General features: G+C 50.4%; 13 protein-coding genes and 1 other RNA gene. 6 read left to right on the top strand and 8 right to left on the bottom strand.

Annotated elements, in window-relative coordinates:
- Window positions 1-45: 45 nt before the first annotated feature.
- From K0T92_RS15415 to cshA, 4 genes are all read right to left on the bottom strand, one after another.
- The gene (locus tag K0T92_RS15415; RefSeq protein ID WP_219873377.1) at window positions 46-438 is read right to left on the bottom strand and encodes a hypothetical protein; all 393 of its coding nucleotides are present in this window, start codon (window positions 436-438) and stop codon (window positions 46-48) included.
- 97 nt (window positions 439-535) lie between these two features.
- Window positions 536-717: non-coding RNA, 6S RNA (gene ssrS / locus K0T92_RS15410), on the bottom strand.
- A 48-nt stretch (window positions 718-765) separates the two neighbouring features.
- Window positions 766-1,566 (bottom strand): YesL family protein, encoded by an 801-nt coding sequence (locus K0T92_RS15405; protein ID WP_219873376.1) that lies wholly within the window; start codon window positions 1,564-1,566, stop codon window positions 766-768.
- 129 nt (window positions 1,567-1,695) lie between these two features.
- Entirely contained in the window at window positions 1,696-3,255 is a 1,560-nt protein-coding gene (cshA, locus tag K0T92_RS15400) for a degradosome RNA helicase CshA (protein ID WP_219873375.1), read from the bottom strand.
- Window positions 3,256-3,409: 154 nt separating this feature from the next.
- Here cshA and K0T92_RS15395 point away from each other — a divergent pair, with 154 nt between their 5' ends.
- From K0T92_RS15395 to K0T92_RS15385, 3 genes are all read left to right on the top strand, one after another.
- Window positions 3,410-4,234 (top strand): YitT family protein, encoded by an 825-nt coding sequence (locus K0T92_RS15395; RefSeq protein ID WP_343223715.1) that lies wholly within the window; start codon window positions 3,410-3,412, stop codon window positions 4,232-4,234.
- 175 nt (window positions 4,235-4,409) lie between these two features.
- The gene (locus K0T92_RS15390; protein WP_219873374.1) at window positions 4,410-4,604 is read left to right on the top strand and encodes a hypothetical protein; all 195 of its coding nucleotides are present in this window, start codon (window positions 4,410-4,412) and stop codon (window positions 4,602-4,604) included.
- Window positions 4,605-4,788: 184 nt separating this feature from the next.
- Entirely contained in the window at window positions 4,789-5,973 is a 1,185-nt protein-coding gene (locus K0T92_RS15385) for a putative glycoside hydrolase (protein WP_219873373.1), read from the top strand.
- Window positions 5,974-6,617: 644 nt separating this feature from the next.
- On the opposite strand, the gene K0T92_RS15380 is transcribed toward K0T92_RS15385, so the two are convergent.
- The 4 genes from K0T92_RS15380 to K0T92_RS15365 all read right to left on the bottom strand — a co-directional run bounded on the left by K0T92_RS15380 (window position 6,618) and on the right by K0T92_RS15365 (window position 9,371).
- Complete coding sequence (locus K0T92_RS15380; RefSeq protein WP_219873372.1) at window positions 6,618-6,815, bottom strand: DUF3906 family protein; 198 nt, start codon at window positions 6,813-6,815, stop codon at window positions 6,618-6,620.
- 113 nt (window positions 6,816-6,928) lie between these two features.
- A complete protein-coding gene (gene pfkA / locus K0T92_RS15375) occupies window positions 6,929-7,897 on the bottom strand; it encodes a 6-phosphofructokinase (RefSeq protein ID WP_219873371.1) in 969 nt (322 codons plus the stop codon).
- Window positions 7,898-7,933: 36 nt separating this feature from the next.
- Window positions 7,934-9,013: a tetraprenyl-beta-curcumene synthase family protein gene (locus K0T92_RS15370; RefSeq protein ID WP_219873498.1), complete on the bottom strand. Its 1,080-nt coding sequence runs from the start codon at window positions 9,011-9,013 to the stop codon at window positions 7,934-7,936.
- A 28-nt stretch (window positions 9,014-9,041) separates the two neighbouring features.
- Window positions 9,042-9,371 carry a hypothetical protein gene (locus tag K0T92_RS15365; RefSeq protein ID WP_246628187.1) on the bottom strand — a complete coding sequence of 110 codons (330 nt, stop codon included), beginning with the start codon at window positions 9,369-9,371 and terminating at the stop codon, window positions 9,042-9,044.
- Window positions 9,372-9,478: 107 nt separating this feature from the next.
- On the opposite strand from K0T92_RS15365, the gene K0T92_RS15360 reads away from it, so the two are divergent.
- The 3 genes from K0T92_RS15360 to K0T92_RS15350 are packed head-to-tail and all read left to right on the top strand — an operon-like array spanning window position 9,479 to window position 12,722.
- Complete coding sequence (locus K0T92_RS15360; RefSeq protein WP_219873369.1) at window positions 9,479-10,807, top strand: multi antimicrobial extrusion protein MatE; 1,329 nt, start codon at window positions 9,479-9,481, stop codon at window positions 10,805-10,807.
- Between the two features lie 8 nt (window positions 10,808-10,815).
- Complete coding sequence (locus tag K0T92_RS15355) at window positions 10,816-12,021, top strand: MFS transporter (RefSeq protein ID WP_219873368.1); 1,206 nt, start codon at window positions 10,816-10,818, stop codon at window positions 12,019-12,021.
- Window positions 12,022-12,074: 53 nt separating this feature from the next.
- Window positions 12,075-12,722, top strand: a complete 648-nt coding sequence (locus tag K0T92_RS15350) for a nitroreductase family protein (protein WP_219873367.1) — start codon at window positions 12,075-12,077, stop codon at window positions 12,720-12,722.
- The last annotated feature ends 268 nt before the right edge of the window (window positions 12,723-12,990 follow it).

Below are 12,990 nucleotides of genomic sequence, written 5' to 3'. Positions count from 1 at the left end.
ATACAAAAAGCGAGAGAAGGTTAGCCTTCCTCGCTTTTTGTATTATTATGAGCTGGCGATCTTGTAAGCAGCCAGCTTCTTATCAAGTGTACGATAGATGCTCAATATAATGCGGTAATTAGAACCAAGGTCACCAAATGAACCGCGCGAAGCCGAATAAATATCGACTGCTGTAATAACCGGATTAACTGCAATGACAGATACCGTAATATCCATGGTACGGCCTGTCACTGTCCGTTTCTCGAGCACAATCTCGCCGACATTCGGAACTTCATGCAGCACTTTAATGCCTTGTATTTTTTTTAATGTGGAGACGATTTCTACCCATGCTTTCTCTCTGGATAGTTTATAAAAATGGGATTTAAGCAATGGATCTTTTGCTTTATCGCCAGTCAGTTCATGACTGCGCAGCAACCCAATTAGGGTGCGCTTCAACAAAGTTGATCTCCCCCTCCGACTTCTATGTACACTAAGAGATATCATACCATATCCCGTCATATAAAAAAAAGGGGTTGCCCCCTTTTCTTGTTGTGGTTAGAAACCCGCTAATGCCGTCCGACTTCATTGTTTCTGAACCCGCTCTCGCAGGTGGGTGACCGCAGGTACGTTTTTGAGATCCCTTTTCGAGGGCATGTCAGCTGCGTTCCGATATTGATCTCCCGTGAAACAGCCATTGGTTCAAAACAGCGTTAGCCGTAACGAACATCGCAGGATGTATTGTTATTATAGACGTATTGCAGCCAAAAGTAAACGTGAAACAGCCCGCTATTTACTGGAATCCTGTTCCTCGTTCTCCTTCGTCAGAACCACCTCTTGAACTGCCCCTTCATGCTCCAGCCGCTCCGCTTCCGCCGCAGCCTCAGCCGCTTTCTCAGCCTGCAATTGCAGTTTAAGGTAGACGCCGTAGAAATTCCAGAAGGCAATTACCGCTACAATGCTGCCGGAGAAGAACGGAATGATAAACATTAATTTGGGCGAGCTGAAGCTAATGAATACAATAATACCACACATGATGATCGTGGATAATGTTCGGATCGGCCGGCCAATTGTAAGCAGTACGGCATTCTTCAGCAATTGGACTGTCTTCATATGATAATGAACGACCATAGAGAAGAAATTGATAAGCGATACCGTCAACAAGATCAGCAATCCGATAAACAGATAAGAGACAAGCTTGAAGGACTGCAGTTCATTCCAGTATACCTTCAAATCTGCAATTAGAACGACGAACAAGATCACATAGATGATCCCGCCAAACATGCTCTGCTTGTAGTTCTCCTTATAATTGCGGAAGAATGTGCGCAGAAGCGGAACATCAGTCTCTCCCATTACCCATTTGCGAGCTACAGAGAACATCGCTGCCGTAGCGGGAAACAAGGTGAATGGAGCAACGATGCTGGAGAGGATCAGAGGAATCACTTGTGCATCCGGCTCAGACCAAAAAACAGGACTCAACAGAAAGATATACGGTATCGAGCATAATATCCATAACACATTGATGACAAATAATCGCATGATCCATTCGGATATTTTGTAAAGCCCACCCATCATTCCTCTCATTTCCATTGTTCCTGTTCCTCCTCAATATTAATGAAGCAAACGATTACATCTTTTTCCCTCACAAGCCGATTCTCAAAAAAACCGGGGTACCCCAGCTGATGCTCAGCTGCAGGACTACCCCGGCACTTCATTTATTTATTCCGGACGGGGACGACGCACTTCACTGCGGCCTTCTCCGCGTCCTCTGCCTTGTCCGTCACGATCACGGTCACGATTGTACCCGCCACCGCTTGAACCGCTGCCGCTGCGGTTGTATCCGCCACGGTTGCCGTCGCTGCGTCCGCGAGGACCGCCGCCACTGCGATTGCCGCTGCCGAATGGTCCGCCGGAGAAACGACGGCCGTTCGTACGTACATCCGGTCTGCGTTTCTTCGCACGAATCGGATCTTCCGGAGTCAGTTCAATATTGACATCCTTCTTCTCGCCAGTAATGAGCTTGATCGCAGAAGCGAGCAAATTGACGGAGTCATATTGCTCCAGCAATTGAATGGCAATCGCTTTGTATTCATTAATTGTTTCGTTCTGAACAAGCTCAATGAGACGTTCAGCTGTTACACGCTGCTTGCCTTCAATCGCTTCCGCGATGCTAGGCAGCGGCTTCTTGGAAATCTTCTGGCGTGTAACCTTCTCGATGAAATGAAGGTGATCGATTTCACGAGGCGTTACGAAAGACCATGCGGTTCCTTCTTTGCCCGCACGTCCAGTACGGCCGATACGGTGAACATAGCTCTCAGGATCCTGAGGAAGGTCAAAGTTGATAACATGCGTTACGCCCGATACATCAAGGCCGCGTGCCGCAACATCTGTTGCGACCAATACGTCAATGCTGCCATCGCGGAATTTGCGCATTACATTATCACGTTGGTTCTGAGAGAGATCGCCATGCAGTCCGTCAGCTGTGTAGCCGCGCTTCTGCAGCGCTTCACTCAGCTCATCAACCCGGCGCTTCGTGCGACCGAAAATAATTGCAAGCTCCGGCGACTCCATGTCCAGCAAACGGCTTAGCGCATCGAACTTCTGACGCTCATGCACTTCGATGTAGGCTTGGTCAATCAATGGCGCGGTTACTTGCTTAGGAATAACTGACACATGCTCCGGATTTTTCAGGAACTGCTGTGCCAGCTTCTGGATATTTGGAGGCATTGTAGCCGAGAACAGCATCGTCTGACGCGCTTCTGGCACGAGCGACAGGATGGATGTAATGTCATCCATGAAGCCCATATCCAACATTTCGTCTGCTTCATCCAATACAACCGTAGCTACATCGTCAAGACGAATCGTCTTACGGTTAATGTGGTCAAGCAAACGTCCAGGTGTACCGATAATGATTTGCGGCTTCTTTTTCAGTGCGCGGATTTGACGGCCGATCTCTTGCCCGCCGTAAATCGGCAATGAACGAAGTCCTTTGAATCGTGTAAGCTTCCCGATCTCTTCCGCAACTTGAATCGCAAGCTCGCGGGTTGGCGTCATGATAAGCGCGACAATACGTTCCTCGGTAACCGGAATCTTGTTGATAAGCGGTATTCCGAAAGCTGCCGTCTTACCTGTCCCCGTTTGTGCTTGACCGATCAAATCCGAGCCGGTGAGCGCAATTGGAATGGACTTGTCTTGGATTGGAGTGGATTCTTCGAATCCCAACTCCGTGATGGCTTGCAGCACTTTGGCTTCCAAGCCGAATTCAGCAAATGTTTTCAAACTTCTTCAAACTCCTTCTATCTGCATCCTACAGAAAAATATACAGTTCATTATAGCACAGTTACCTTTCCGAATACCAGTAAGCTTAAAGTAGCCATACTATTTCAATCCGCTTCTAGTTACAGGTTAACCACAAATATCGAGGTGAAACCCCGTGAGACAAGCTCTAACGACAATTATTATGCTTATTAGCGCGGTGCTGATTGCATTTGGATTCAACCAGTTAATTATCCCCCACGGAATGATTAGCGGAGGAATATCCGGTGTAACCATGATCATCGGCTACGCTACCGGCTTCCACATCAGCTGGCTCTATTTGCTGCTCAACATCCCCGTTCTAGTATGGGGATGGCGTTCGCTTGGCATTCACTTCGTCGGCTGGAGCATTATGTCCGTCGTGGCAACTACTGTCGCTATGGCGCTCATTCCCGTCTCTGCGCTGGTATCCGATCTTGCGCTTGGCGCCATATTCGGAGGCGTGGTGGTAGGTGCCGGCAGCGGTCTGGCGCTCCGCCAAGGCGCCTCTACAGGCGGGGTCGATATTATCGCCTCCATATTAACACGCAAGCGCGACCTCTCTGTCGGGATGCTGATCTTCGTGCTGAACGGGAGCATCATTGCACTGCTTGGCTTTATGACAGGCGACTGGGATATCGCCCTCTATTCGCTATTGTCCATCTTCACAGCAAGCAAGGTTATCGATCTGCTTCATATCCGCCATGTCAAAATAACGGCCTTCATCGTCACCACCCGATCCCAGGCTCTGCGTACTGCGCTGCTCCCCCTTCAGCGGGGAATTACCGTTATACGAACCCGCGGAGCTTATTCCGAGGTCGAGAATGACATGCTGATGACCGTCACAACCCGCTATGAATTGGCTGAGCTGCGCAGAATCGTGTCTCGTACAGACCCCACTGCCTTCGTTAACATCGTTGAAACGGTAGGCATTATGGGTGATTTTCGCCGGCCTTCACTCTAAGGCATCCCGCGGGGGGGGGGGGGGGGGGCGGCAAACCGGGCATGCAGGCTGCCATGGATTTTTTGCTAAGCCCTAGGTTTTTTCGGCTGCTACTGCTATAATAAAACTGTCCCGAGGTTACAAGTTTCATGCCATACGTTTTTTACCCTCCATTACGATGAAAGGGTGATGCAACATGGATATGGAAACCGTTAAACTATCGCGGATCGTAGAAAAGCTGGTTCCCGAGCTTGTGCCCTTTCTGACGCAGCGGGAGTTGGATCTTACAATCGTGCTGCGGGATGGACTGGGTTTACTGGAGCCACAAGATGCGATGGAGATTGTGCAGCACAGTATTTGCGAGTATCAAAAAGAAGTGCTTATGCAATAGTCATAATGAGGATAGAGCGAGGACGGATAACGTTCTCGCTCTTCTTATTTTGCCATCTTTCCCCACTTCGCTGATTCCATGTTTCTCCGGCTGGCTTTCTGTGTAAAATCCTACAAAATACCTCTGTGCCTCCTCACCTAACTGCTTTATAATCAGAGTACAGAGCTAACGGGGAGAGAACAGAATGGAATTTATACTATCAGTCATGTTGTTATTGTTTCAATCCATCACCGGTATTGATCTTGCAAGTGGCGGCGGGAACGCGCTGCCCGTGAAGCCTCCCGCCGTTCAGCAGCCTGCTGGCACTGCACCTGCCGCCCCAGGCGGAGAGAAGACCCCGGCTGAAGGTACTGCAGCGGTCAAGAAGGACCCTCAGCCCGATGCGCCCAAGGTCAAAGGCATTTATGTCACGGCCCACAGCGCAGGAGGCTCCCGCATGGAGTCCTTGCTCAAACTGCTGGATGACACTGCATTGAACAGCATGGTTATCGATGTCAAGGATGATTACGGTTACATTACCTACCCTACTGAGAACGCTGAGATGCTGAAGCTCGGCGAGCCCAAGAAGTACATTAAGGATGTCAACGCTCTAATGGAACGGCTGAAGAAGCATGAAGTTTACCCGATCGCCAGAATCGTTGTGTTCAAAGACACGGTACTGGCCCGCAAGCATCCGGAGTTATCCTTTACCCGCAAGGATGGTTCAGTGTGGCAGAACGGGAAGAAGGACAGCTTTGTTAATCCCTACCGAAAGGAAGTGTGGGATTACAACATCGCAGTCGCCAAGGAAGCTGCCAAGCTTGGATTCAAGGAGATCCAGTTTGACTATGTCAGATTCCCCGAAGGCTTCGAGAAGAAAGCGGACTCCCTCGTGTTCAACAAGACAGAGGAAAGCCGTGTAGATGCGGTTAGCGGTTTTGTCAAATATGCGAAGGAGCAATTGGAGCCGCTCGGTGTACGTGTCTCGGTCGATATATTCGGCTATGCGGCATCCGTCCCGGCCGCTGAAGGAATCGGACAGGATTTTGTGAAAATTTCCAAGCATGTCGATGTTATTAGTCCAATGGTGTATCCTAGCCATTACAGCACCGGCTGGTTCGACGTCAAGGATCCCGACAAGGATCCATACGCGACAATCAAGGGCTCCATGATTGACACGCATAAGAAGCTTGATCCAATAGGCTCTTACAAGCCGGTCGTCCGGCCATGGATTCAGGACTTCACCGCCAAGTGGCTGGGCAAAGGCCATTACATCCCATATGGCAAAGCCGAAGTAGATGCTCAAATCAAAGCGCTGCGCGACACCAAGATCGAGGAATACTTACTCTGGAATGCAGGCAACAAATATACAACAGGCGTCAACTTTTAAGCCCCTTCCTGCTGTGCAGTTCCAACCATACGAACTTATATCATGCCTTATCTAGTCAAACAAAACGCCCAGCAAGCCAAAGCCGATCAATCGGCATCTTGCTGGGCGTTTGTTTATGTACGAACAGGTCTCTCCGCTCCCTGGGGAGCGTTCTAACCATTGGTGTTGTTCCCGCTGAAGGCGAGCTTTAAGCTGCTTCTGGCGGAATTCCCGAACCACCCTCTCTTACCTGGAGCAGTGGTTTCCGCACCGCGCGCGCCTCACGGCGCTCGGTGCCATTGCGGCATGCGGTGCTCGGTTACACGTCGGCGGTCAAACCTCCCTGAACGTTGAACATTCCTGCGAAAATACAGCTTTTTCCCCGTTTCGGCCTAATAAAGATGAAATGCCTGCCAAAGCGCAGGAATTTTCTAGTATTTGTCCTTTTCGGTTACTTCCACCCTCATATTCATGCGTAATCGAGGGAATTCAAGCGCCTACAGCTGCTTTATAGCGGAAAGCCTGCACTTACGCATGCTTGCCTTTATCCCTTCACATAACTGGGGGAGGGGAGGTTGCTTGCAGTGAAACGGAATGTTCACGTGTCTCCATTGCAGTCAGGTTCAGCATTAGCCGGCATGTTCAGGGGAATCCGACTTCAATATCTACACGATGAAATATCCCGCGCCAAGCTCAGGGCGCTTCTTCTCAATAATAGCCGCTGATTTCACTACCGGCATCTTGATGAAATGACGCGCTACATGGCTCTCAACGACTGAGAAAGCTTTCTCGTCGGTATCCGCAAGCAGGATTAGGTGCGCCATTTGGTCTTCCAGCTCGATTTCGATTTTGTATAGAAACATATTCGTTCTCACCTGCCCCTTCACTAAGCAAATCTATGATGAAAGCCTCATGCCGACAGGGTGCAGACTGCTCACACACCGTACCAACATAAGGCTTCTCGCTTCTTATTGCATTATTGCGATAAACGCAATGCCAAGTTATAGAGATCCATATTGAATGGCTTCTTCGTGCTGACAACTTTATCGATATCGGTAGCAACCAGTTCCCCGCGGATAATGCCGCATGATTTGCTGGATTGTCCCTCCATCAGCATCCGTACAGCAAAATCGCCCAATTGACTGGCAAGAATCCGGTCATTATGGGTTGGATTGCCGCCACGCTGAATATGTCCAAGCACCGTTACACGCGGTTCAATACCGCTGCGCTCCGTTATGCCTCTTGTAATATCTTCGCCCCTGCCAGCGCCTTCAGCTACTACAATGATACTGTGGCGTTTGCCCGATTGGAAATTCTCCTGCATACGACTCGCTACTTGATCAAGATCAAACGGAACCTCAGGCACGAGAATCGTTTCTGCACCGCTCGCCAGACCCGCATATAACGCAATATCTCCACAATGGCGACCCATAACTTCGACAACCGAGGAACGCTCGTGAGATGTCATCGTATCACGAAGCTTGTTGATCGCGTCCACAACGATGCTGACAGCCGTATCGAAGCCGATTGTAAAATCAGTAAACGGAATATCGTTATCGATCGTGCCCGGCAAGCCCATCGTCTTAATGCCAAGCTTGCTCAGCTTGTTTGCTCCCTGATAGGAACCGTCGCCGCCTATGACGACCAGACCGTCAATACCGCGCTCGCGCAGCACATCAGCGCCCTTCTGCTGGCCTTCCGCTGTTATAAACTCCTTGCAGCGCGCCGTCTGCAGAATCGTTCCTCCACGCTGAATAATATCGCCTACGCTTCTAAGATCCATTGGGCGCAAATCATTGTTGATCAGGCCTTGATAGCCCCGTTGAACGCCATATACCTCAAGACCGTGATACAAAGCACTGCGAACAACTGCCCGAACAGCTGCATTCATACCTTGTGAATCTCCGCCGCTCGTTAGTACGGCTATTGATTTAACCTCTGACATCTAAACCACTCCTTATGTTGGCTCAAGCTCACTATGTTAAGATTTGTGCATCCGAATCCAGACACTATTACCCCAGAAGAACAATCTCGTCAGCGGGCTTCCCCGCATCAATTTCCTCGATACGCGTTTGACATCCGCCTGCATGCGCACCTTGGGATCGGACAAGTACAGGGCAAGCAGACCCTCAATAATCATCCGGTGAAAACGCCAATGGGGGAGCGTTTGCACATCCCTGCGCGCCCCATATACGATATCCCCGATTCTCTCTACCATCGCAGATTGATCACTGTAATAATTACAGAAATTCAAATCCCCGCCTATCCGGTCTTCCTCTTGATCAATGAGATAATCCAGCATGATATGCAGACCGCACACATGTGGAAAATAGGCATCGCGAATCGCCAGCGCAGCTTCATCCGACAGCCCCTCATCGCTTGCCGCCACAAAGAGCATGAACATAGCCAGCGTAGAACCCGTCGCTGCCGCAAATTCATTCCATTGCAGCCCAGGGTAGCGGTGGCGATATTGCTCCCACCATGCCAGCAGCTGCGGCTCCCGCCTCTCGGAGACGATATGCTTGTACACCTGCAAATCCCGATAGAGACCGACTAGCTCTGCCACATCGTTCTGCACCTTGTCATAGGAGGGCAGCGATCGAACACAGGTCTGGCAGGTCGAAACAAGCTCATGCAAATATCCGCCATCATCCCGTTCGGTCCGCAATGCGTAGTAGTCACGCAGCGGAGCGTCTGGATGAACCGCATCCAGCATCGATTGATGCAGCAAGCGGAAATCATCCTCATCAAGAGAAGTGCTGCGATCACACAGATTATCCAAGTAATCGCTTATCGTCTGCAGGGAGACAATGAGTGGTATCAGCAGATGGCGCTCCTTCAGATTAGCAGCGGCATATACGCCTCCGCCCTCGCAGTGAAACTGCTTGCCGTTCATACTATCTAGCGCCTGCGCTCTTAGTTCCGGGTCCGGGATGCCTTCTGCAATGACACGCAGCCGATTAAGCTCTGCTCGAACTTCCGGCAAAATATATTTATAAACTCGGAACATCAGCCTGACAGGCGTCTTGGGCACAAGGCCCGACAAGTGGGACACTCTCATCATGCGGGCGCCTCCTCGTATGAAACCATCAGGAATGTCGCCGTGTTTCAATCTCTTGATTGATCCGGTACCAAATATGCAGATCATTGATTCGGCTCGCAAGCTCAGCAATGTCCGAGTTCAATAGACAAGACATCTCGAAATCATCCTCATCGAACAATTCCGCCTGCTTCTTGTTGATCTCTCTCTCGAACAGAAATACCCGATCCGGAATAGCTCCCCGAATGATTTCCCATTGCGTTACAATCGCTGCACGGTCACTTTCGCTGTAGCCTTCCCACTCAAGTTCAAGCTTCGGCAACGCGATACCAAGCCGTTCGTCAAATACGAAAAGTTGAAGCACATCCAAAACCTCCATCCACTAATGTACCATTTTAGACCGCATAATTCCATAGCGAAATCATGTTCGCGCTTGCAATTTCCGTGATATACTGGTGTACAAATGGCTCCCAAGGAGATTGTGCGATGAATCAACAGTCAGGCACCGTGTCAATGAAGCAGCTTTGGAGATTCTTTTTACCGCTCGGCATCTCGGCCAGTCTTGTCACCATCTCTCATGTTATCATTAACAGCACGCTGTCCCAGGGCGAGCATCCTGAACAGATCCTTGCCAGCTATGCGATTGCGATGAGCCTGCTCGTCATCACCGAACGGCCCGCCTTGCTTCTGCGGCAGACAAGCTCTGTGCTTGTGCGCGACAAGCGATCCTTCCGCGCGATGCTTCAGGTGAGCCAGCTGATCTTCTTCGCCATTATGGCACTCGGTTTTCTAATTTGCTACACGCCGCTTGGGAATTTTATCTTCAGCGGCCTATTCGGCTTGGAGCATTCACTGGTGCCTGATGTCATCGATGTGTACCGGGTGCTCATGTTCGTAAGCCTCTTCTCCGGCATCCGCTGTCTCTATCAAGGCATCATTATTTATAATTTGCGTACCAGGTGGCTCACGATCGGCATGATCGTCCGTCTGATCGGCATGTATTTGCTGTCGCTTTATTTTATACATTCAGGGGTGAAGGACGCCACTGTCGGCGCTTATATCTTCCTTGCCGGCATGATAATAGAAGCGGCGATGAGCTATGGGGAAGGACGGCTGCTCGTCCGGCGCATGCCGGATGTCGTCCCGGAGCATGAGATCGTTAAGCCCAGGCAGGTATTCTCATTCTACCGTCCGCTTCTGTTATCGACGTTCGTCGCCGTATGGATCGGGCCAGTCATTAATGCTATGCTTGGCAAAACAACGGAAGTCGCGCTCGCAATTGCATCCTTTGCGCTGGCAGGCAGCATTGTGCAGCTCGTCGTCAGCTTCTTCACCTATTTTCATCAGATTGTTCTGAATTTCTATAAAATCGATCGCGAGGCCGTTCGCCGCTTCACCCTGTTGTTCGGCTTCATTCCAGCCCTTCTGGTTAGCATGCTTGCCTTCACGCCGATTGGGGAATACTTCGTCGGTACCATTATGGGTGTGGATGGCAAGCTCGCAATCGAGACATTAAAGGCACTGAAGCCATTCGTATTGCTTGCTCTGATCATGCCATGGCTGGATGTGTTCAATGGAATTATTATGGTCCGGGGACATACACGGGTCATGCTCGGCTCACAGATATCCAATCTGTCCTTCACCGCACTTGCCCTGCTGCTGCTCGTACTTGTTACGCCAGGCTGGAACGGCACAATCGGTGCATGGGCACAATCGCTGGGCCTTGCCGCCGAATGCGGATTTGTGGCCTACGCAATCAGACGGGGAAACCGGATTAACCGTATTATAGCAGGTAAAGTAACCGACATGGAGTGACCTACATCATGAATGCAAACTCAGATTCCAGATCCGGGCAGCCAGCACTGCCCTTGAAATCGGCAACAGCAGCGAGAGAAACAAACTTTCTCCGCATGTTCAACTTTTCTTCCTATATGACTTCGGCAATCATTGTTTCCTTCTTCCCTCTCTACTTTATGGACGAGGGCTATACAGCATCCCAGATCGGCATCCTGTATTCCACAGGTCCGCTTATTTCCATCTTCGCCAACCTGCTGCTAGGCATCGTCAGCGATAAATACCGGACGATCAAGAAGCTGCTGACCCTGCTGCTGATCGGCCAGCTGATTATGGTGTCGCTGCTGTTCACTACAGATTCCTTCATCATCATTTGTTTCATCATGCTGGCCTTCTACTTCTTCCAGACGCCGATTAACCCGCTAAGTGACAGCTTAATTCTGCTGTCCAGCCAATATACGGGAACACCATACGCTCTTGTGCGAATTTTCGGCTCGCTGGGCTTTGCCTTCTCTGCACTCGCTGTCGGACAACTGCTCAGGGGGACAGGCTCATCCATGACTCCGGTCATTTGCCTTATAAGCATCGGAATCGCAATTGTGCTGTCCTTCACCTTGAAGGATTACCAGGGAGCACTGCGCAAGATGGAATTCTCCGGCTTTTTCAAGCTGCTCCGCAAGCCGCAGATCGTCTCCTTCTTCGTTCTTGTTCTGATCATCTCCATTTCTCACCGCATGTACGAAAGCTTTCTTGCGGTTTCGCTGCGGCAGTTGGGCTCCAGCGACTCCTTCGTTGGCGTTGCCTGGCTTACATCAGCAATCAGTGAAATTCCGATCTTCTACTTGCTGGGCAAATACGGACATAAGTTCAAGGAGCTCCCCATGCTGGCGATCGCCAGCCTCATGTATGCTGTACGGCTGCTGCTCATGAGCTTGATCACCGAACCGATCTGGGCTATTCCGATACAGGCGATGCATAGTATTACGTTCGGCATCTATTTCATTACGGCGCTTCGCTATATATCTACCATTATTCCCGATGAATACAGAGCCTCGGGACAAGCGGTATACGCCGTTGTGTTCGTCGGCTTCTCCGGTCTGATTAGCGGACTCGTTGGCGGCAGCGTTTATGAGCATTTTGGCAAGGCAACCTTTTTCCAGCTCGCAATGCTGCTCGCGTTGACAGCTTCTGCAGGCTTTCTGGCCAAACATTTCATGAGCCGATCCAACGGTTAATGTTGCAAAAACGGGACGGTCTACTATAATGGGAAAGGGAGTGATAACGGAAAATGAACTATGAATCAGTGAAGCAACTCATCCATGAACGGCGCAGTGTCCGCAAATTTACGGACGAGCCCGTCTCTGTCGAGCAAATACGGGAATTAATCGATTGCGCAAGATATGCGCCCAGTGATACGAACTCGCAGACGTGGGCTTTCATCGTCATCACGAATAAAGAGAAAATTAAAGCAATTGAAGAGATTACGTGGGCAGAGCTGCATCGCCGCGCCGAGCGGGCCGAAGCCGAGGGACTATCCAAGGAAGCCCGCCTGCTGGTGAAATCATTCGGCCCTTATGCGACCGCATTCTCTGATGCACCGGCGTTAATTATCTGCCTGGCGACTCCTTATGCCTCCAAATTCCGTGACCGCATATTCGATCCCATCGGACTGGTCGGTGACGAAGTATGGCGCGAGGAAGGCATCAAGAGCAGCTGCCTGGCGTCCCAGAATCTGATGCTGGCCGCCCATGCCATGGGGCTGGCAACTTGCCCGATGACAGGCCCGGTATTGCTTGCAGAGCACCAGCTCAAGCAGTATCTGGAGATCGAGGAGCATCTTGATGTCAACATGGTCATCGCTCTTGGCCATCCGGCAGAGACACCTGGCAAGCTCCCGCGCAAAGCGATCGATGATATCTTGACAATTATCGAATAATTTCTCTACTTGCACAGCCCCCTGAGGCCTACAGCAGGACAAAAAAGGAGCTGTCCGACAAGTCCAATGAATAAGTTCCGAATGATGTGAAAAGATGCCTCCAAAACCACCGAAAAGCCGAAAAGTGGGACTGGAAGCATCTTTCGTATTATTAGGTCAGCCAGAGAATTCTGGTTGGCCTATTTTTGTAAGTGTTATACGATGGTGGTAGCCGGGAAAACGAAGCATCTTTAGGGACGCAGATCCCGTCGATGAAACTGTTCTCCCC

Source organism: Paenibacillus oenotherae (assembly GCF_019443105.1).
In the GTDB taxonomy this organism is placed as follows: Bacteria; Bacillota; Bacilli; order Paenibacillales; family Paenibacillaceae; genus Paenibacillus_Z; species Paenibacillus_Z oenotherae.
The sequence above is the reverse complement of the archived record's forward strand: the minus strand, read 5'-3'. Positions and strand labels throughout refer to the sequence as shown.

What these genes read in the sequence shown, in the direction of transcription:
- K0T92_RS15350 (WP_219873367.1), top strand. Translation starts at nt 12,075, where the DNA reads ATGAACTATGAATCAGTGAAGCAACTCATCCATGAACGGCGCAGTGTC.
- K0T92_RS15380 (WP_219873372.1), bottom strand. Translation starts at nt 6,815, where the DNA reads ATGTTTCTATACAAAATCGAAATCGAGCTGGAAGACCAAATGGCGCAC.
- K0T92_RS15405 (WP_219873376.1), bottom strand. Translation starts at nt 1,566, where the DNA reads ATGGAAATGAGAGGAATGATGGGTGGGCTTTACAAAATATCCGAATGG.
- K0T92_RS15390 (WP_219873374.1), top strand. Translation starts at nt 4,410, where the DNA reads ATGGATATGGAAACCGTTAAACTATCGCGGATCGTAGAAAAGCTGGTT.
- pfkA (WP_219873371.1), bottom strand. Translation starts at nt 7,897, where the DNA reads ATGTCAGAGGTTAAATCAATAGCCGTACTAACGAGCGGCGGAGATTCA.
- K0T92_RS15365 (WP_246628187.1), bottom strand. Translation starts at nt 9,371, where the DNA reads ATGGAGGTTTTGGATGTGCTTCAACTTTTCGTATTTGACGAACGGCTT.
- K0T92_RS15385 (WP_219873373.1), top strand. Translation starts at nt 4,789, where the DNA reads ATGGAATTTATACTATCAGTCATGTTGTTATTGTTTCAATCCATCACC.
- K0T92_RS15370 (WP_219873498.1), bottom strand. Translation starts at nt 9,013, where the DNA reads ATGAGAGTGTCCCACTTGTCGGGCCTTGTGCCCAAGACGCCTGTCAGG.
- K0T92_RS15360 (WP_219873369.1), top strand. Translation starts at nt 9,479, where the DNA reads ATGAATCAACAGTCAGGCACCGTGTCAATGAAGCAGCTTTGGAGATTC.
- K0T92_RS15355 (WP_219873368.1), top strand. Translation starts at nt 10,816, where the DNA reads ATGAATGCAAACTCAGATTCCAGATCCGGGCAGCCAGCACTGCCCTTG.